The sequence below is a fragment of the Mycobacterium sp. genome (assembly GCF_032159765.1).
Taxonomy (GTDB): Bacteria; Actinomycetota; Actinomycetes; order Mycobacteriales; family Mycobacteriaceae; genus Mycobacterium.
On record NZ_JAVHWM010000003.1, the window covers coordinates 36,048 to 54,634 of the forward strand.

21 protein-coding genes and 1 pseudogene are annotated in these 18,587 nt (G+C 65.8%); 11 read left to right on the forward strand and 11 right to left on the reverse strand.

The window, feature by feature from the left end:
* The first annotated feature begins 61 nt into the window (after positions 1–61).
* Positions 62–502 (forward strand): YbjQ family protein, encoded by a 441-nt coding sequence (locus QOH60_RS00625; RefSeq protein WP_526416018.1) that lies wholly within the window; start codon positions 62–64, stop codon positions 500–502.
* A 34-nt stretch (positions 503–536) separates the two neighbouring features.
* Here QOH60_RS00625 and QOH60_RS00630 read toward each other — a convergent pair whose 3' ends face one another.
* Entirely contained in the window at positions 537–938 is a 402-nt protein-coding gene (locus QOH60_RS00630; RefSeq protein WP_526416020.1) for a hypothetical protein, read from the reverse strand.
* Positions 939–1,152: 214 nt separating this feature from the next.
* On the opposite strand from QOH60_RS00630, the gene QOH60_RS00635 reads away from it, so the two are divergent.
* On the forward strand, positions 1,153–1,704 hold the full coding sequence (locus QOH60_RS00635; protein ID WP_526416022.1) for a histidine phosphatase family protein: 552 nt from the start codon (positions 1,153–1,155) through the stop codon (positions 1,702–1,704).
* Here the strand turns inward: QOH60_RS00635 and QOH60_RS00640 are convergent.
* Positions 1,701–3,092: a serine hydrolase gene (locus tag QOH60_RS00640; protein ID WP_526416024.1), complete on the reverse strand. Its 1,392-nt coding sequence runs from the start codon at positions 3,090–3,092 to the stop codon at positions 1,701–1,703. The two genes, QOH60_RS00635 and QOH60_RS00640, sit on opposite strands and share 4 nt — an antisense overlap.
* The gene (gene mhuD, locus QOH60_RS00645) at positions 3,055–3,372 is read right to left on the reverse strand and encodes a mycobilin-forming heme oxygenase MhuD (RefSeq protein WP_526416026.1); all 318 of its coding nucleotides are present in this window, start codon (positions 3,370–3,372) and stop codon (positions 3,055–3,057) included. Before mhuD ends, QOH60_RS00640 begins: the two co-directional genes overlap by 38 nt.
* A 55-nt stretch (positions 3,373–3,427) precedes the next feature.
* Between mhuD and QOH60_RS00650 the strand changes: the two genes are divergently transcribed.
* The gene (locus QOH60_RS00650) at positions 3,428–4,198 is read left to right on the forward strand and encodes an alpha/beta fold hydrolase (RefSeq protein WP_526416062.1); all 771 of its coding nucleotides are present in this window, start codon (positions 3,428–3,430) and stop codon (positions 4,196–4,198) included.
* Here the strand turns inward: QOH60_RS00650 and QOH60_RS00655 are convergent.
* Complete coding sequence (locus tag QOH60_RS00655; protein WP_526416028.1) at positions 4,172–4,426, reverse strand: hypothetical protein; 255 nt, start codon at positions 4,424–4,426, stop codon at positions 4,172–4,174. The two genes, QOH60_RS00650 and QOH60_RS00655, sit on opposite strands and share 27 nt — an antisense overlap.
* Positions 4,427–4,497: 71 nt before the next feature.
* Here QOH60_RS00655 and QOH60_RS00660 point away from each other — a divergent pair, with 71 nt between their 5' ends.
* A complete protein-coding gene (locus tag QOH60_RS00660; RefSeq protein WP_526416030.1) occupies positions 4,498–5,481 on the forward strand; it encodes a GlxA family transcriptional regulator in 984 nt (327 codons plus the stop codon).
* On the opposite strand, the gene QOH60_RS00665 is transcribed toward QOH60_RS00660, so the two are convergent.
* Positions 5,473–6,372 (reverse strand): iron-sulfur binding domain-containing protein, encoded by a 900-nt coding sequence (locus QOH60_RS00665; RefSeq protein ID WP_526416032.1) that lies wholly within the window; start codon positions 6,370–6,372, stop codon positions 5,473–5,475. The genes QOH60_RS00660 and QOH60_RS00665 overlap by 9 nt on opposite strands.
* Between QOH60_RS00665 and QOH60_RS00670 the strand changes: the two genes are divergently transcribed.
* Both QOH60_RS00670 and QOH60_RS00675 read left to right on the forward strand, forming a co-directional pair.
* Positions 6,371–6,985 (forward strand): carbonic anhydrase, encoded by a 615-nt coding sequence (locus tag QOH60_RS00670; RefSeq protein ID WP_526416034.1) that lies wholly within the window; start codon positions 6,371–6,373, stop codon positions 6,983–6,985. The two genes, QOH60_RS00665 and QOH60_RS00670, sit on opposite strands and share 2 nt — an antisense overlap.
* A gap of 100 nt (positions 6,986–7,085) precedes the next feature.
* Positions 7,086–7,862: a hypothetical protein gene (locus tag QOH60_RS00675; protein WP_526416036.1), complete on the forward strand. Its 777-nt coding sequence runs from the start codon at positions 7,086–7,088 to the stop codon at positions 7,860–7,862.
* A 13-nt stretch (positions 7,863–7,875) separates the two neighbouring features.
* Here QOH60_RS00675 and disA read toward each other — a convergent pair whose 3' ends face one another.
* The 3 genes from disA to QOH60_RS00690 are packed head-to-tail and all read right to left on the reverse strand — an operon-like array spanning position 7,876 to position 11,023.
* Positions 7,876–8,982 carry a DNA integrity scanning diadenylate cyclase DisA gene (gene disA, locus QOH60_RS00680; RefSeq protein WP_526416038.1) on the reverse strand — a complete coding sequence of 369 codons (1,107 nt, stop codon included), beginning with the start codon at positions 8,980–8,982 and terminating at the stop codon, positions 7,876–7,878.
* The gene (gene radA / locus QOH60_RS00685; protein ID WP_526416040.1) at positions 8,979–10,388 is read right to left on the reverse strand and encodes a DNA repair protein RadA; all 1,410 of its coding nucleotides are present in this window, start codon (positions 10,386–10,388) and stop codon (positions 8,979–8,981) included. Before radA ends, disA begins: the two co-directional genes overlap by 4 nt.
* A gap of 47 nt (positions 10,389–10,435) precedes the next feature.
* Positions 10,436–11,023, reverse strand: a complete 588-nt coding sequence (locus QOH60_RS00690) for a copper chaperone PCu(A)C domain-containing protein (RefSeq protein ID WP_526416042.1) — start codon at positions 11,021–11,023, stop codon at positions 10,436–10,438.
* A gap of 294 nt (positions 11,024–11,317) precedes the next feature.
* On the opposite strand from QOH60_RS00690, the gene carD reads away from it, so the two are divergent.
* From carD to rlmB, 5 genes are read left to right on the forward strand one after another with little or no spacing between them, the layout of a single operon-like run.
* Entirely contained in the window at positions 11,318–11,806 is a 489-nt protein-coding gene (gene carD, locus QOH60_RS00695) for an RNA polymerase-binding transcription factor CarD (RefSeq protein ID WP_526416044.1), read from the forward strand.
* A 14-nt stretch (positions 11,807–11,820) separates the two neighbouring features.
* On the forward strand, positions 11,821–12,483 hold the full coding sequence (gene ispD, locus QOH60_RS00700) for a 2-C-methyl-D-erythritol 4-phosphate cytidylyltransferase (protein ID WP_526416046.1): 663 nt from the start codon (positions 11,821–11,823) through the stop codon (positions 12,481–12,483).
* Positions 12,480–12,956: a 2-C-methyl-D-erythritol 2,4-cyclodiphosphate synthase gene (ispF, locus tag QOH60_RS00705; RefSeq protein ID WP_526416048.1), complete on the forward strand. Its 477-nt coding sequence runs from the start codon at positions 12,480–12,482 to the stop codon at positions 12,954–12,956. The genes ispD and ispF overlap by 4 nt, the downstream gene beginning before the upstream one ends.
* 19 nt (positions 12,957–12,975) lie before the next feature.
* Positions 12,976–14,388: a cysteine--tRNA ligase gene (cysS, locus tag QOH60_RS00710; protein ID WP_526416050.1), complete on the forward strand. Its 1,413-nt coding sequence runs from the start codon at positions 12,976–12,978 to the stop codon at positions 14,386–14,388.
* A complete protein-coding gene (gene rlmB / locus QOH60_RS00715) occupies positions 14,389–15,330 on the forward strand; it encodes a 23S rRNA (guanosine(2251)-2'-O)-methyltransferase RlmB (protein ID WP_526416052.1) in 942 nt (313 codons plus the stop codon).
* Here rlmB and QOH60_RS00720 read toward each other — a convergent pair.
* From QOH60_RS00720 to QOH60_RS00730, 3 genes and pseudogenes are all read right to left on the reverse strand, one after another.
* Entirely contained in the window at positions 15,327–16,568 is a 1,242-nt protein-coding gene (locus tag QOH60_RS00720) for an SLC13 family permease (RefSeq protein WP_526416054.1), read from the reverse strand. The genes rlmB and QOH60_RS00720 overlap by 4 nt on opposite strands.
* Before the next feature lie 23 nt (positions 16,569–16,591).
* Complete coding sequence (locus QOH60_RS00725; protein ID WP_526416056.1) at positions 16,592–17,512, reverse strand: MBL fold metallo-hydrolase; 921 nt, start codon at positions 17,510–17,512, stop codon at positions 16,592–16,594.
* A gap of 65 nt (positions 17,513–17,577) precedes the next feature.
* Positions 17,578–18,587, reverse strand: a pseudogene (locus tag QOH60_RS00730) (MCE family protein); the annotation flags it as partial.

An 18,587-nucleotide genomic window follows, 5' to 3' on the forward strand; every position in this document is an offset into this window, starting at 1 on the left:
GCAGGCGGCGGGGGCCACCGACAATCCAGACACTCCGACCGTTGCGTCAGAAAGGCTGATCATGCTGATCGTCACCACCAACGACCTGCCCGGCTGGGAGATCCAACGAGTGTGCGGAGAGGTGTTCGGGCTCACGGTCCGCTCACGCAACGCGTTCTCTCAGATCGGTGCCGGATTCAAGTCGATGTTCGGCGGCGAGCTGCAGGGCATGACGAAAAACCTTGCCGAGAGTCGCAACGAGGCGATGGGCCGGTTGATCCACGAGGCGCGCAACCGCGGCGGGAACGCGATCATTGGTATGCGGTTTGACACGACCGAACTGGGCGATGTGTGGACGGAAATCTGCGCGTACGGCACCGCTGTGCAGGCGGTGCCGACCACCGACGCGGCGAAGTACACGGCGCAGCAGCTCGGCTATGGGGGCCCACCGCAAGGGCAGCCGCAACAGGGTCCACCACAGGGCATCCCCCCGCAGCAGCCGCAGCCTTACGGCGCGGGATAGCAGCGCTACTCCCTCGTCGGCGACCAGTGTTTGATCAGAACGTAACGGTATCGTCGAAGAGGCCGGGTTTCGCGAACTGATTCGGCGGATTGAAGGTACAAGCGATGTGGACCCGCCAGAGGGTGCCCGTAGCGATGCCGGGTATCTGCCAGGACGTCGTGCCATTCAGTCCCAGGACGAAGTCCTTATGAAACGGAGGCAGCACTGATGCCCCCTCTGGCTTGGCGTCGTACGAGCAGTTCTGCTTGCCTGCGCCGACCGTGTCGACGACCTCCACTCTGACGCCGACGCCGCCCAACAGGGGTTCGAACTTAACGTCTAGACCCCGGACTGTCGCGTGTGCGGCGCCGGCATTCACCAGCATCACCGCCGGCACTGCCGCGGCCGCGGCGGCCAGTGAAAGGCCGGTCCGAAGAGCTTGTAAACGTTTCGGCATGGGATCGTTCCTTACTTCGGCGTCGGTCGGCGAGACCGACCGGACTGTCGACCGAAAGCTGGGTTCGACCAGACCCGGCAGCGCATCGCAATCCTTACCATCAGATCACAGCAAACGGGAGGTGTCTGTCAGTCCGACAATGATTATGTACAACCGTCAATTGCACAGGCGCGCGCGCTGCCGGAAGCTGTTAGAACACAGCGAAGGGAACTGAGTGAGTGAAGTCGTCCGGCTCACGCTGATCTCGCATGCCATGACCGACGCGATGGCCGCGGGGCGATTTCCCACCGACGAACCCATCAACGCGATGGGCCGACGGCAGATCACACCGTCAATCGATTGGGGGACAACGGAATTCACAGCGATCTGCGGTCCAGAACAGCGGTGCGTGCAGACGGCGGGATTGCTGGGCTTGCGAGCCACGATAGAAGCGCGCCTCGCCGACCTTGATTGCGGCCGTTGGCGTGGCGATGTGCTCGGTGGTGTGGATCCCGCGGAGCTCGCAGTGTGGCTGACTGAACCGGCAGGAGCGCCCCACGGCGGTGAATCGATACTCGACCTGATGAACAGGGTGGGCGGCTGGCTCGAATCGATGACGACGACGCGATCGCGGACCGTTGCGGTAACTCATCCGGCTGTTATCCGGGCGGCGGTGCTATTGGCCCTTGATGCGCCGCCGAAGTCGTTCTGGCGCATCGATATTGCACCGGCGAGCCGGACGCAGATGCACTTCCGCGGCCACGCTTGGACACTCCGCTCGGGCTAGGGCTGGCGGGCCATCATCCCGAACACTTGGGTCACGATCGACATCATCCACCCGCCCGCGCTCGGGCCGTAGTGCCTTGGCCAGTTCAACTGGAAGCTGGTCACCCACGGTTGTCCGGTCCTGTCGACGGTGTACCAGCTGAACGTCAAGTCGCCCGGCAGGTTTCCCGCCTTGGCCCCGATGTATGGCCATTGTGACCGGTCGAGGTCGATGCCGGGGATTGCCGACATGATGTCGCGCACCGGGGCCGCCGCGCCGTTGGCGTCTGCTTGAAGCGCGGCGTGGATTTTGCAGATGTCCTCTGCGCTGCCGTACCACTCCACACCGAATGCCGACGCCGGGATGCGGGTGCGCTCCGGATCAGGTTGATACGGAACGGAATCGGTCTGCGCCAGTAACTGCGCTCGTGCCTCGGGTGAATGGTTCGCCACCGCTTGCTTCCACTGCTCCCGCAGGTCGGGCTCGCCCCAGCCGATGGCGAACAGCTCGTGCATCGTCGGAAACGGGGTCATGCTGGCGGGATCGTGATGGCCGGCTTCGACGAGTGCCCGCTCGACAGCATGCGTGCCGACACGGGAGATCAGCAGGTCGGTCGCCATGTTGTCGCTGTTGGAGATCATCTTCTGGGCGACCGTCCGCACAGAGACCTTCGTGCCGGGCGCCAATTCCTCAAGGCCTGACGAACCGACCTCCTTCGCCCTCGCCGTGATGGTCAGCTGATCGTCCCATCTCAGGGTGCCGGCCTTGACGCTCTCGGCCACGGCGTACAACACGTAGAGCTTGAAAATTGAAGCGAGCGGAAGGGATTCGCCTGTGTTTGCACCTGCCACCCTGGTGCAGGTTCTGTTCGTCACCTTGGCGACCTGGTAGGAGTACCGGGCATGCGAGTTGGCCAGGGCGGCCTCCACATCGGCCCATGTTTTGATCTCGGGCGCCTGCAGCTGCGCGTCGAACCGGTCGACCATCCCGTCGTCGCCGGTGTGAATGTCGATGACTTGTTCTGCGCCGAAAGGGGTGCGCAGGTGCAACTTCACCAAGCCTGCGTAGTAATCCACACCCGAGACGGTGAAGGGCCTGTCCCACCAAAGGTTTTCCATCGTGGATTGGACTGGTCTCACCATGTCCGGCGTCGCCAGCGTCCGAACGCCGTTAGGGCCGATCGGCCAATCCGAGTTCAGCATGTCGACGGTCTGTTGCGCCCGCAAGCCCGGTGGGCTCTCCGTGCTGATCTTCACGCCGACATCGGGGGTGGTGACGGATGAGGCCGCTGGCGTAGCGCAACTGCATACCAGTGCGCTCGCGGACACGACGGCGACTACGGCGACCGCCACGCGTTGCGCGCGCGGTCCCCTACGCTTCGGCGCCGGTGGCCGCAACGTCCAGCACAACCTCGAACTCCAGCAACGACGACCCAGTTGCGACCGGATTGGCCCGGTGTCCGGCGTGGGCTTGGATCGCCGGGCCGGTTGCCCACGCTTGAAACGCTTCCTCGGTCTCCCAGTGCGTGACCACGAAGTAGCGGTCCTCGCCTTTGACGGGCCGCAGCAATTGGAATCCGAGGAACCCAGGGGAGTTCTCGACGGCGTGCGCGCGGTGGGCGAACCGCTTCTCCAGTTCGGGGCCGGCGTCCGGCGGCACCTCTATTGCGTTGATCTTCACGACGGCCATGACGGTCAGGCTACCGTGCGCGGATCTGGCCGCGGCGGGCGGCGAAGATGTCTGTATGCGCGGCGAGACGTTGACCTACTGCGGCGGTCAGGGGCAGGCGCTGGTGCTGGTTCATGGACTGATGGGGCGTGGCGCCACGTGGCGACGGCAACTGCCTTGGCTGACCAGGTTGGGGCGGGTGTACAGCTACGACGCGCCGTGGCACCGCGGTCGCGACGTGGAGGATCCGTCTGCGATCAGCACCGAGCGCTTTGTCGGCGATCTCGGTGACGCGGTCGCGTTGCTGCAGCAGCCCGCGACACTGATCGGCCATTCGATGGGCGCCTTGCATGCGTGGTGTCTGGCCGCCGAGCGGCCTGACCTCGTCGCCGCGCTCGTTGTCGAGGACATGGCACCGGACTTCCGTGGCCGGACCACGGGGCCATGGGAGCCGTGGCTGCACGCGCTACCCGTCGAATTCGCCACTGCGAAGGACGTATTCGACGAGTTCGGGGACGTCGCCGGTCAGTACTTTCTCGAGGCCTTCGACCGCACTGCGACGGGGTGGCGGCTGCATGGTCACGTGCAGCGATGGATCGAGATCGCAGCGGAGTGGGGGACCCGCGACTATTGGGCGCAGTGGCACGCTGTGCGTGTGCCTGCACTGCTGATCGAGGCGGGCATCTCGGTCACTCCATCCGGGCAAATGCTTCACATGCACGAAACAGGCTGGCGGACAAGCTATCTGCATGTGCCAGGTGCCGGCCACCTCGTGCACGATGAAGCGTTCGACGTCTACCGGCAGGCTGTCACCGGGTTCTTAGCGACGCTCGCCCAGCGCCCCTGACATCGGCCAGGCCGGCTGCGCCTCAAAGCGTGTCCGGATGGCATCAATCTCATGGGCCAGCCGTGGGACGTCCACACCGCCACCCGACAGCCGGCCCCGCATCGGGGCGAACACCTGGAATTGGTCGCGCCGGAAACGCAGTGTGCGTGAGTGTTGCGCCGCCCACGCCACCGCCACCGCGACGGCGACCGGCGTGAGCAGAATCGAAAGAGTCAGCAGAACGGTCATGGCACTAAGTTTTCGGCTACCAATATGCCGCCAACAGTGGCAGGGCTGACGCGGTGAGATAAAATACTGCCATGTTGAAGTCTGTCGCTGTTCTGGTGCTCGACAACCTCGCGATGTTCGAGTTCGGAACAATTTGCGAGGTATTCGGTATCGATCGCGAATCCGATGGCGTGCCCAACTTTGACTTCCGCGTCTGCGGACCCGAAGCCGGCCGTCCGTTACACACCCCGGTAGGTGTGGACGTCATCCCGAAATATGGCCTCGAGGGTCTAAAACGTGCCGACCTGGTTGCTGTGCCTGCAGCGCAGGCCGCGCCGGGTCCGCATCCGTACCCGCCCGAGGCGCTGAGGGCGGTGAGGGCAGCCGCCGTGGCGGGCTCAACGATCCTGACCGTCTGCACGGGAGCGTTCATCGCAGGCGCGGCCGGCCTGCTCGACGGCCGGCACTGCACCACGCATTGGGCGCATGCCGAGGAGCTGGCCCGGATGTACCCGACCGCCCGGGTCGACCGCAACGTGCTGTTCGTCGACGACGGCAACCTGATCACCAGCGCGGGGACCGCGGCAGGGATCGACGCCTGCCTTCACCTCGTGCGCCGGGAGTTGGGAAGCAAGATCACCAACACGATCGCGCGCCGCATGGTCGTCCCGCCGCAACGTGACGGAGGCCAACGGCAGTTCATCGACCAGCCGGTGCCCACCCACTGCTCGGCAGGCTTTGCGCCGCAACTTGATTGGATACTGTCCAATCTCGAAAAGGCGCATTCGGTCGCGTCGATGGCCCGGCACGCCAACATGTCCGAGCGCACGTTCGCGCGCAAGTTCGTCGACGAAACCGGCACCACGCCGATGCAGTGGGTGACCGACCAGCGCGTCCTCTACGCCAGGCGCCTGCTCGAGGAGACAGACCTCGACGTCGACCGGATCGCCGACCGCTCCGGGTTCGGAACCGCGACGCTGTTGCGGCATCACTTCCGCCGCATCGTCGGAGTCACGCCCTCGGACTACCGGCGCAGGTTCGCGTGCGCGGACACGCCCACCGACCAATCAGCCTGAATCTGCTTTCGGCTGGCCCTCCCCGGCGAGTGCGTAGCGGCCGTTGGGAGTCCGTTCCACGAGCCCGTCGGCAAGCAGGCTTGCCAATGCGCGATCACGTTGGGCGGTGTCGGAAAGCCACGCCGTATCGAGCTGGCCGGCCCCGACCGGAAAATCGTTGGCGCGTAACACGTCAAGCAATCTTCCGCGCACCTGTCGGTCGGTGCCCGCGTAGGTCTGTGCGCGACGGGCGGGCTGCGTCGGCGGCGGGTGCCCTGCCGCCCGCCAGGCGCACGCAGTGAGGGGACACACTCCGCAGCGTGGCGACCGCGCGGTGCACACCGTGGCACCCAATTCCATCAACGCCGCCGAAAAGCGCGCTGCGCTTCCGTCATTCGGCAGAAGCGCGGCGACGCCAGGAAGGTCGCGGGCACTCGGGCGGGCGTCGGCTGCGCCACGGATTGCCCGGGCGATAACCCTTCGCACGTTGGTGTCGACCACCGGCACCCTCCGTTGGTAGGCAAAGCACAACACGGCACGCGCGGTGTATTCGCCGACACCTGGTAGTGCGAGCAGCGTCTCGAGGTCGTCTGGCACAACGTCGTCGTGGTCGCGGGCGATCACGGTCGCGCACTCATGCAACCGCTTGGCCCGGCGGGGGTAGCCGAGCTTGCCCCACGCGCGCAGCACGTCGCCAGTGCTCGCGGAGGCCGTTGCCGAGGGGGTCGGCCAGCGGCGAACCCACTCTTCCCAGACCGGCTGTACCCGCGAAACCGGCGTCTGCTGAAGCATGAATTCGCTGACCAGGATCTGCCAGGCGCTGACCCCCGGGCGCCGCCAGGGTAGGTCGCGCTGAGCCACGCGGTACCACCCGAGCAGGCTCGCCGGGTCGACGTGAAGAATGGTGGTCATGCCGAACACCAATCCCGCCACAGCTTGGAAGGCACTCAAGGAGGGTAACGAGCGGTTCGTCACCGGACAGCCTGCACACCCGAGCCAGAGCGTGGAACATCGGGCCAGCTTGGCGGCGGGGCAGAAGCCCACTGCAGTGGTCTTCGGGTGCGCCGACAGCCGAGTGGCGGCCGAGATCATTTTCGATCAGGGCCTCGGTGACATGTTCGTGGTGCGCACGGCAGGCCACGTGATCGACTCGGCGGTCCTCGGCTCCATCGAGTACGCGGTCACCGTGCTCGACGTCCCGCTGATCGTCGTGCTGGGTCACGACAGCTGCGGTGCTGTGGGGGCCACGCTGACCGCCCTCGACGACGGCGTCATACCGCGCGGATACGTCCGCGACGTGATTGAACGCGTCACGCCGTCGATCCTCGCGGGTCGCCGTGAGGGCTTGACGCAGATCGACGAGTTCGAGGCGCACCACGTCAGGGAGACCGCCGCACAGCTGCTATCGCGATCGACGGCGATCCTCGAGCGCATCCCCACGGGAGAGCTCGCGATCGTCGGGCTGACGTACCAGCTCGCCGACGGCAAGGTGGTACTGCGTGACAGCGTCGGCGAGCTCGGCTGAACCGCCGGCACGATTGCCGGCACACCGTTAGCTATATCTACCCCGCGACACGCCGAGCGAGGTCGAACAGCTTGCGGTGACCTGGGCTTACCGTGTGTTCGTGCTGGATCTCGAACCGCATGGCCCGCTGCCGCCGCAGATTTACTGGCGGCGCCGCGCCCTGGCCATCGGCATTGCGGTTCTCGTGATCGGGGCTGTCGTCGCTGTCGTCATCACCGTGCTGACCGGCAACGCCGGCGCGGACACGAAGAACAGCGCCAAGCCGGCCAGTCCACCCCAGTCGGCGCCCCCGAATCCACAGCCGGAGATCAAGTCGCCGCTCACGCCGCTGCCGCCACCGCCAACCCCGACCCCGACTCCGATCTCGGCCGTCACGCCACCGCCGGTGCTGAAAGATGGTGACGATTGCCCGGATTCGACGTTGGCCGTCAAGGGAATCACGAACCAGCCTCAGTACTTGTTCGGCGAACAACCCAAGTTCACGATGGTCGTCACCAACATCGGGCTGGTCGCCTGCCAGCGTGATGTCGGCGCCGCGGTGCTCGCCGCGTACGTGTATTCGCTGGACACCAACCGGCTGTGGAGCAACCTCGACTGCGCCCCGTCGAATGAGACGCTGGTGAAGAAGTTCAGCCCTGGAGAGCAGGTCACCACCGAGGTCACCTGGACCGGTATGGGTTCCGCGCCGCAGTGCCCGCTGCCCCGGCAACCGATCGGGCCAGGAACGTACAACCTCGTCGTTCAGCTGGGCAATCTGAGATCGGCGCCGGTGCCGTTCATCGTCGCCGCGCCTCCGCCCGCCAATGAGCCTGCACCGCCTGGAGCGCCAGGGGGGCCTGCACCTGGGCCGCCTGCAGCGCCCCAGCCGCCGGGCTAGGTCCGACCCGCAATCACACGAGCCGGTCGGCGATCGTCGACTCGGCCAGCTGGGACAGCCCCTCGCGAATGTGGCGCGACCACACCTCGCCGATGCCGTCGACATTTTGCAGGTCGCCCGCGCTGGCCGCGAGCAGCCCTTGAAGCGAGCCGAACGAGTGGACCAGCAGATCAATATGCGCGAACTGCAGGCGCGGGATGCCTGCCATGGCCCGATACCCACGAGAGCTCATCGCGGAGTCCTGTGCTTCGGCGTTCGACGGGTAGCCGAAAACCTTTGACAGCGCAGGCAAGTCGAGAAGTTCAGCATCGGAGAGCTGGTCCAGCTCATCAAGTGCGGACGCCACCTGGCTGGCGCTTGGGGGTTCCGGGCTTGCGTGGTAGTCGCGCACGATGAGCTGACGAGCGAGGTCGTTGCCGCCGACCAACTCCTCCAGTTGCAGCTTGAGCTGGCGGCCGTCGGTACCGAGTTCGACCACATGCTCGTCGATTTCGAGGCTGATCCGCCGCACCATCTCGAGTCGCTGGACGACCGTCATCACGTCGCGCAGCGTGACGAAGTCTTCGATCTCGGCCGTCGAGAGCTGGCGGCTGACCTCGTCGAGGCGCGATTTGTATCGCTCGAGGGTTGCTACGGCCTGGTTGGCCCTGGACAAAAGCGTCGCAGAATCCGCCATTACGTGACGTTCACCGGCGACATACACAGTCACAATGCTCATCGAATGGCTCACGGAGATAACGGGATAACCCGTCTGAATCGCGGTACGCTCCGCCGACCGGTGCCTGGTGCCGGACTCGTCGGTGGGGATTGACGGGTCGGGCACCAGCTGCACATTGGCCCGGACGATGCGGCCGCCGTCGGTGGACAACACGAGCGCGCCGTCCATCTTCGACAGCTCGCGCAGGCGCGTGGGTGCAAACCGCACGTCGAGCGAGAATCCGCCGTCGCAAATCGACTCGACGCGTTCGTCGTATCCCAGGACGATCAATGCTCCGGTGCGACCCCGCAGAATCCGCTCGAGCCCGTCGCGCAATTGCGTGCCGGGCGCAACCCGGCGCAGCGTCTCGAGCAGCGCCGGGTGGACCAGCGGCGCCTTGCTGTCCTGGCTGGGCGTCGTCATAACCAAGGTGGCCTGTCGTCGTCTGGTGTCTCGGCTGGTGTCTTGACCGTAATCTCAGCAAGCAGCGCAAGCGCGCCGTTGACCGTTTTTGCCGACATCACGCACATGTCACCGGGCACTGATTTGACGCCGTGCGGGATCAAGGCCGTGGTGAATCCCAACCGAGCCGCCTCGGCCAACCGCCGCTCTACTCCGCTGACCCTGCGCAGGTCACCGGCGAGGCCCACCTCCCCGATCACGACGACGGAGGTGGGCAGCGGGCTGTTGCGGTACGCAGAGGCCATTGCGAGGGCCACGGCGAGGTCGGATGACGGGTCGGTGAGCCTCATACCGCCGACGGTGGACAGGTAGATGTCGGCGCTCAACAACGCCGGCATCTTGCTGCGCCTCGCCAACACCGCGCTGATCATCGTCGCCCGCGCCAGGTCGATGCCGCTGACCGCTCGGCGTGGGCTCGTGTTGGTAGTGGGCACGACAAGCGCCTGTATCTCGCCGAGCAGGGGCCGCTTGCCGTCGAGAGTGACGGTCACCGCAGTTCCAGGTACCGGTTCGACGCGCTGGTCGAGAAACAGGCCTGTCGGGTCGGCTACGCATTCGATACCGCCTTCGTGCATTTGAAAGCAGCCGACCTCGTCGGCGCCTCCGAAGCGGTTCTTCACTCCGCGCACCATTCGCAGGCTGGATTGCTTGTCGCCCTCGAAGTGCAGCACCACGTCGACGAGGTGCTCCAGTGTTCGCGGGCCCGCGATCGCGCCGTCCTTGGTGACGTGGCCGACCAGAATCATCGCGACGTTCGAGCGCTTTGCCGCCGAGGTGAGCGCCGCGGTCACCGCGCGCACCTGTGTGACCCCACCCGTCACGCCGTCAGCCTCGGTGGTCGACATGGTCTGGACGGAGTCGACAACGACGAGGGTCGGCTCGACGGCGTCGATCTGAGCCAACACCGTTTCCAGATCGGAATCCGCAGCGAGGTAGAGATCGTCGTGACTGCAGCCCGTGCGTTCGGCGCGCATGCGGATCTGGCCCAGTGACTCCTCGCCTGAGACATAGAGGGCGCGGCGGCCAGCGTTTGCCCAGCGGTGTACGACATTCAACAGCAAGGTCGACTTCCCGACGCCGGGCTCGCCAGCCAGCAAGGTGACCGACCCCGGAACGATTCCCCCGCCGAGCACGCGGTCGAACTCGTCGACGCCGGTGGCGTCGTGACGGGTGAAGTCCGCGGGAATCAGCGTGATGGGAACCGCCGCGGTCGACGCAACGAGCCGCCCGGTGCGCGCCGCGCCGGCCTTGACCACGGGAATCTCGTCGACCGTGCCCCACGTTCCGCATTCAGGGCAGCGGCCGACCCATTTGGCCATGAGGTGGCGGCACTCCGAGCATCGGTACTGGGTGCGTGCTTTGGCCACGCCGAGACGGTATCCGGCCGGTCCGACAGGCCGCTAGTGAGCGGTGCTCAGTGACTCTCGCCCTCGGGGGGGCTCTCGCCCTCTGGCTCGGCCGTCGCCCGGCGTGGTGCTTTTTCCCCCGCGCTCACCGGCACCGAAATCTTGACTTCGCCAGCTTGTTTGAACACGAATACAAATTCGTATGTCAACCCGTTACTGATGGGTTCTTTCAGTTTCACGGTGGCGTCGGCCTTGCGGGCGGTCGACGAGGCCTCCAACGCGTCGGCGGTGGGATTTTCAGGCTTGCCGACGATCAGCGACGCGCCGGCGGGCACCTCGGGGGCGTCGGGCGCGATGGTGACGTCGCCGTATTTGGAGCGGATGGCTAGCAGACGGTCGGCGACCGTGCCGGATTTGTTGGCCGCAACGAACATCAGCTCGACGCTCTGACCGTTCTTGACGGAGTCGCTGTCCTGGTCCGCTCTAATCCGCACGTCACGCAGCGCGATGTCGCGTGCGCCACCGCTGGCGCCGTTGACGGCAGGCTCCTGAGTAGCGGTCTGGGACTGTTGGCCCGCGCCGCAACCCGCCATGGTGGTGGTGAGCAGCACTGCGGCGACCAGTCCGCCCAATGCCCGGGTTCCGAAGAGGTTCACTGAGTCCTCCTAACGGCGTCGAGCCGGCCGGACTCCCCTGGCCGCCAGCGTTCGACTATGCACAGTAGTAGGTCCGGCAGCTGAGCGAAATGTCCGGCAAGCGATGACGCGCGGACAGGCTGCGGCGTCGACCCGAATCGCCTGGAAGCCATGCGCTGCGTCACGTTGCCCATGCACGTAATCTCCGCCGTGTCAACCCCCAATGTCGGTCTGAGGTGCCCCTGACCTGCATCGTTGTTGAACCTCTGTCGGAGGCGCGTGTTAGGATAGAAGGGCGAAAGGGGCCCGAATCAGATGATTTTTAAGGTCGGAGACACCGTTGTCTATCCACACCACGGTGCTGCGTTGATCGAAGCGATCGAAACCCGGACCATCAAAGGCGAACCAAAAGAGTATCTCGTCTTGAAGGTCGCACAGGGTGACCTGACAGTTCGCGTGCCCGCCGATAACGCCGAGTACGTGGGCGTGCGTGACGTCGTTGGCCAGGAAGGTCTGGACAAGGTCTTCCAGGTGCTGCGGGCACCCCACACCGAAGAGCCCACCAACTGGTCTCGCCGCTACAAGGCCAACTTGGAGAAGCTGGCCTCGGGTGACGTGAACAAGGTCGCCGAGGTCGTGCGTGACCTGTGGCGACGTGACCAGGAGCGCGGCCTGTCAGCCGGCGAGAAGCGAATGCTCGCCAAGGCGCGCCAGATCCTGGTGGGTGAGCTCGCGCTCGCCGAGAACACTGATGACGCGAAGGCCGAGACGATCCTCGACGAGGTTCTGGCCGCCGCGTCATAGAAGCGGACCAGGCGATGGCCCGCACGGTCGCGGTCGTCCCGGCCGCGGGCTTGGGCGAGCGGTTGGGTGCGGGAGCGCCGAAGGCGTTTGTTCAGCTCTGCGGACGCACGCTGCTCGAACACACGCTGGCGGGTCTGCACGAGTCCGGATCCGTCGACTCTGTCGTCGTCGCGGTACCCGCCGGCCTCACTGACGAGGCGAAACTGATCCTCGGGGGAGCCGCGACGATCGTCACCGGGGGGTCCAGCCGCACCGAATCGGTTCGGCGTGGTCTTGGCGCAGTCGGCGAATCCGCGTTTGTGCTGGTTCATGATGCCGCCCGGGCGCTGACACCTCCGGCATTGATCACCCGAGTCGTCGATGCCCTCCACGCCGGGTGCGACGCCGTGGTGCCGGCGTTGCCAGTTGCCGACACGATCAAGGCGGTCGACGCGACGGGCGTCGTCATCGCCACTCCTGAGCGTGCAGGCCTAGTTGCGGTGCAGACGCCGCAGGGTTTCCGCACCGAGATTCTGCTGGCCGCGTATGACCGGACGGATTCCGCCGTGGCCACCGACGACGCGTCGATGGTCGAGCAGCTTGGCGTGCAAGTGCATGTGATCGACGGCGACCCCTTGGCTTTCAAGATCACCACGCCGATGGATCTGCGACTCGCGGAGGCGGTGATGCTCAGGTGAGCGACATCCGGGTCGGTCTCGGGACGGATGTGCACCCGATCGAAGCAGGCAGGCCGTGCTGGTTGCTGTGCCTGCTGTTCGAGGATGCCGACGGGTGCAGCGGTCATTCCGACGGCGACGTCGCCGCGCATGCGCTGTGCGACGCACTGCTGTCGGCGGCCGGCCTCGGCGACATCGGTGGTGTGTTCGGAGTCGATGATCCTCGCTGGAAAGGGGTCACCGGTAAAGACATGCTGGCTCATGTGCGCGGCCTGCTGGCAGCCGCGGGATTTCGCGTCTCCAACGCCGCCGTCCAAGTCGTCGGCAATCGGCCCAAAATCGGCCCACATCGAGATCGCGCACAGCGGGCGCTGTCCGAGATCGTCGGCGCACCCGTCTCGGTCTCGGCGACCACCACCGACGGACTCGGCCTCACGGGCCGCGGCGAGGGACTAGCGGCCATCGCGACCGCATTGGTCGTCACCGGCGAATAGGCCGGTAAGCTGGCACGTCGTGACTGCTCCGCTCCAAGGCTTGCGGCTGCACGACACCTATTCCGGTGCCGTGCGCGAGTTCGTGCCGGTGCGCGACGGCCACGTGTCGATCTATCTGTGCGGCGCTACCGTGCAGGGCCTGCCGCACATCGGGCACGTGCGAAGCGCCGTCGCGTTTGACATTCTTCGCCGCTGGCTGATGGCACGCGGGCTGGACGTCGCGTTCGTCCGCAACGTCACAGACATCGACGACAAGATCCTCAACAAGGCCGCCGATGCCGGGCGCCCGTGGTGGGAATGGGCGGCCACGCACGAGCGCGCGTTCACCGCCGCATACGACTTGCTGGGTGTGCTGCCGCCTTCGGCGGAACCGCGGGCCACTGGCCACATCACCCAGATCGTGGAGTTGATCGAGCGATTGATCGACACCGACCACGCCTATGCGGGCGGCGGAGATGTCTATTTCGACGTGCTGAGCTTTGCGGACTACGGCAAGCTCTCCGGGCACAAGATCGACGATGTGCACCAAGGAGAGGGCATCGGCGCGGGAAAGCGCGACCAGCGCGACTTCACCCTGTGGAAGGGGGCCAAACCGGGTGAGCCGTCGTGGCCAACACCGTGGGGCCGTGGCCGTCCGGGCTGGCACTCCGAATGTGTGGCCATGGCCCACGAGTATCTCGGCGCGGAGTTCGATATCCATTGCGGTGGCATGGATTTGGTGTTCCCGCATCACGAGAACGAGATAGCTCAGGCGATTTCCGCCGGCGATCGCTTCGCGCGTTACTGGCTACACAACGGCTGGGTCACAATGGGTGGCGAGAAGATGAGCAAGTCGTTGGGCAATGTGCTGTCGATTCCTGCTGTGCTGCAACGTGTTAGGCCTGTCGAGTTACGGTATTACCTCGGAAGCGCGCACTACCGTTCGATGCTCGAGTTCTCTGAGACGGCGATGCAGGACGCGGTGAAGGCCTATGTCGGAATCGAGGAGTTTCTTCACCGGGTTCGCACCCGGGCTGGGGAAGTGCTTCCCGGTCTGTGGACGCCTGGCTTCGCAGCCGCCATGGACGACGACCTGTCCGTGCCGATCGCGTTGGCGGAGATACACACTGCTCGAGCCGACGGCAACCGTGCTCTGGAGTCTGGTGACCACGAGTCGGCATTGGCCCGGGCCGGTGAGATCCGGGCAATGATGGCGGTGCTGGGCTGCGACCCGCTCGACGACCGCTGGGAGTCGCGCGACGAAACGTCGGCCGCCCTTGGCGCCGTCGACGTTCTTGTACAGGCAGAACTCGAGCGCCGCGAGAAGGCGAGGGCGCAGCGTGACTGGGCGCTGGCGGATGAGATCCGGGATCGGCTGAAGGAGGCCGGCATTGAGGTCACCGATACCGCCGATGGGCCGCAATGGTCGCTGATCGACGGTGAAAAGAAGTAGATGGCCGGCAACTCGAAACGCCGGGGCGCGGTGCGCAAGCCGGGAACGAAGGGCAGCCCTCCGGTCGGCTCCGGCGGTGTCCGGCGACGCGGCTTGGAGGGACGGGGTGCGACGCCGCCCGCGCACCTGCGGCCCAATCATCCCGCCGCGAACCGTGCGGCAGCGCAGAAGAAGTCGCATCGCGGCGGCAAGAAGACCGATGAACCGGATGTGGTACTCGGCCGTAACCCGGTGCTCGAATGCCTGCGTGCCGGGATTCCCGCGACCGCGCTTTACGTCGCGCTCGGTGCCGAAGCCGATGAGCGGCTTACGGAATCGGTTGGCCGCGCTGCTGATTCCGGCATCCCGATTCTCGAGGTGCCGCGTAACGATCTAGACCGAATCAGCGCCAACGGCTTGCATCAGGGAATCGCCCTGCAGGTACCGCCGTACGACTACGCTCATCCCGACGAGTTGCTTGCAGCAGTCCAGGACGCGCCATCGCCGGCACTGCTCGTGGCTTTGGACAACATCTCGGATCCGAGGAATCTCGGCGCGATCATCCGGTCCGTCGCCGCTTTTGGCGGGGACGGCGTGCTGATACCCCAGCGGCGGAGTGCTGCGGTCAGCGCTGTGGCGTGGCGGACCAGCGCCGGCGCAGCTGCGAGGGTTGTGGTGGCGCGGGCCACGAATCTGAACCGCGCGCTGAAGGATTGGGCGACGGCAGGACTTCAGGTCGTGGGGTTGGATCCCGGCGGTGACACCCCGATCGACGGATGGGATGCCACCGGCGACTTGGTCATCGTCGTCGGTTCGGAAGGAAAGGGTTTGTCGCGGCTGGTCCGCGAGAACTGCGACACGGTGGTGTCGATTCCCATGGCCGGCCCCACGGAATCGCTGAACGCCGCGGTCGCCGCGGGCGTGGTGCTGGCCGAGGTTGCGCGTCAGCGTCGCCGCAGTTAGGTGCCGATCACCTGCACGCCTGCCCACAACGCGAGCACCGCGAGCACCAGGGTTATCGGCACCGTGCAGATGCCAAGGCGGGTGAAACGGCTGAAGGTAGCCTCTACTTCTTTGTCGCGCAACACGTTTCGCCACAGTAGATTGGACAGGGAACCGACGTACGTCAGGTTGGAGCCGACGTTGACGCCGATCAGAACCGCCAGCACGGCCGCCGCGCCGGATCCGCTGACGAGAGGCAGCAGCAACAGGACAGCGGGCAGATTGTTCACAATGTTGGCCAGCACGGCGGCGATCGCCGCCAGCGCCAGGAGCGCGAAAAGCCCCTCGCCAGAAGGCAGCAACGCCCGTGTCGCGGTGCCAAGCCCGTTGTCCATTGCCGCTCGCACCACGATGCCGAGCGCCAGCACGAACGCCAGGAACGGCACGTTGACGGCACGCGCAACCAACCCGATCGTGCCGCGTCGACGCAGCAGCCCGCGCACAGCCAACACGGCCGCGCCTGCGCATGCGACCCAGGCAGGTGCGATTCCGATGAGTGAGGCGACCGCGAATCCCGCTAGCGTCAGTGCCAGAACGACCAACGCGAACACCGGAAGCGTCGGCTGCGGCGGCAATTCGTCGGTCTGCCCCCCGCCCGATAGCTCTGAGGAGAAAAACCACCGGAATATCAGGTATTCCGCCGCGATCGCGACCACCCAGGGAACCGCCATCAGAACTGCAAAGCGGGTGAACGACAGCCCCGCGCTCCCGAACGCCAGAAGGTTTGTCAGGTTCGACACCGGCAGCAGCAGCGACGCGGTGTTCGCTAGATGTGCGCTGGCATAGGCGTGCGGGGCGGAGGGCAGGCGCAGCATTCGCGCGCTCGCCAGCACGACGGGGGTTAACAATACGATCGTCGCGTCGAGACTTAACACCGCAGTGGTAACCGACGCGATGACGAACACCTGACCCATGAGTCGCTTCGGCGCTCCGGCGCTCCGGCGCGACATCAACTGGCCTGCAGCGTGGAACACACCTTCGTCGTCGCAAAGCTGCGCCAAGACCAGCACCGCGGCAAGAAAACCGACGACGGGAAGGAGGCGGCTGACCTCGTCACGGGCGTCACCGACACTAACAGCGCCGATTGCGATCAGAATTGCCGCGGCGGGCACCGCCGCGACCGCCTCCGTCCACCCCCTGGGCCGCAGCAACGCAAAGCTCAGCACCACCGCCAGCAAACCCAGGACAATGATCAGCAAGACACTATTGTAATGAAATAGATTCAGGCCCAGGGATTTTCGGCGTTCCACACGGTGGGCATGTGCAGCGCGACGTCGTCTTCGAGCGCCAACCGGCTGAGCACGCCCATTGTGACGTCCAAATCGTCGACTGCGTACGGCAACGCCTGCAGCTGCTGTGTCAGCGGGCGGAAGAAGTTGTCCCAGTGGATGAGCACCACGCGACGTGCACCGACGGCGCGGACCACTTCGGTCCAGTAGTCGACGATGTACTGCTCGGATTGCACGCCCAGTTGGCCGACGCCGAGATAGACCACCTCGGCCTGCCGGCCCGTGAGCGCGCCCGGCACGAATCCGGCGCTGCCCTGAATCAACAGCCGGCTACCGCTGCCCGGGTGATGAATCAGCACCGACCACGCCTCGCCGCATTTGTATTCCGACACCTTCACCGGCGGCACAACCGGATTCGTGATCACTCCGGGGTAGCGGTCGGGTGGGGAGTGCTCGGATTCGATCAACGTCACCTCATACGCGCCCAACGTCATCGACTCGCCGGATTCCGCGACGACGATGCGGTCCTCGCTCAACCCGTGTCCGCGGCCGATGTTGGCGGCTGACTCGCCGCCGACGAGCTTGGCTTCGGTACGGGAAGCCACGACGGCTGAATCCAGTGCATGGTCGTAGTGCGTGTGCACCGGGATGACCGCGTCCAGCGTTCGCACCCGGGTGCGCTCGAGACAGCCGATGATTCGCTCCATCGACGGCTCAATCCGCTTCACCGCGATCGCCGCCAGGCTGGGGCGCGAGAAGAATCCGTCGGTCATCAGCGCTGACGTGCCGTCGCTGACCAGCAGAGTAGCCACGCCCAGCCAGGTGACCGTCAGGGCCGCGTCGCGGTCGGCGGCGGGCACATCGAACCGCTTCGCGAAGTCCGCGAGAAACGGGCGGCCGAGCTTGACGCGCATGCTCTTTACCCTACGGTGAAACGTCGCGAGCGAACCCCCGGAATCGCGTCAGCAAATCGGGGTGGTCAATTGGCGGGTTGCAGCATCTGGACCCAGCCGTCGTCCCCGGTGGTGGGCGTGTCTTTGATGCTGTAGCGGGAACCGTCGGGGGCGGTGATTTCGCCGCTTTGTGGGTTGTAGATCGCCGTCGGGCTGGTTGCCGGGCTGTAGTCGCAGGGATTGGGTTGTTGTCCGCTGCAGGTGACGCTGCCCGCGCCGGGTGGTGAAAGGGGGTCGCTGACCGGGGCCGGAGATCCGCCGGCGGGTAGCAGGCTGGCAGGCAGCGGGTTCATTCCGTTGTTGATGCTGGGCGCCTGCATCACGGTTCCCGGCTTCACCGGCTGGTCACAGCGCGCCGCGGGCGCGGGGCAGGTCAGGATCTGGTTGGGATCCCCGTACCAGGGGTTGGTGCCCAACGGAACATACGGCTCGTTGCTTCGGCACTCCCGCGGGGAAGCCGCCCGCTTGCTCGGCACATCGGCGCATGGGTAGTTGCGTGCGCCGCGCACGGCAAGGCCGGGGTATTCCTTCGGGATCCGGCAGTACAGGCCCGACGGCAACGGCTTGGTGCTGGTGTCGGCCGGGGACCGCCACTCTGAGGCCGGTAGGAACCCGGTCAGACACGGCGGCGAGGAGTTCAGCGACGTCCCAAAACCCGGCGGGATGAGGTTTTGGGTCAGCAGCGAGGCCGCAGTGCCCACCGCGATCGGGCCGAGTGCGAAGTTGATGATCCCGTAGCCGGGGAAGATCGAACCGGCTTGCAGCTGAGCAGCGCTTTCGGGGAAGTAGACGAAGGCTTGCTCGACGCCTTTGTGATAGCGCTTGAGCATGTCCAGGACGATCTCGAGATTGGCGAGGGTCTGAGGCAGCGATTCGCGCACATCGCTGAACACAGCGTTGAGCTGATCCGCGGTGGGCGCGGCCTGCTGCAGACCGTTGCGCAGCGCAGCGTCCTGGGCGGCGGCCTGGGTGCCGATCGAATTCAGGTTCGCCGACCACTGTTCGATGGCGCTGCGGGAGTTGGCCTGGGAATCCA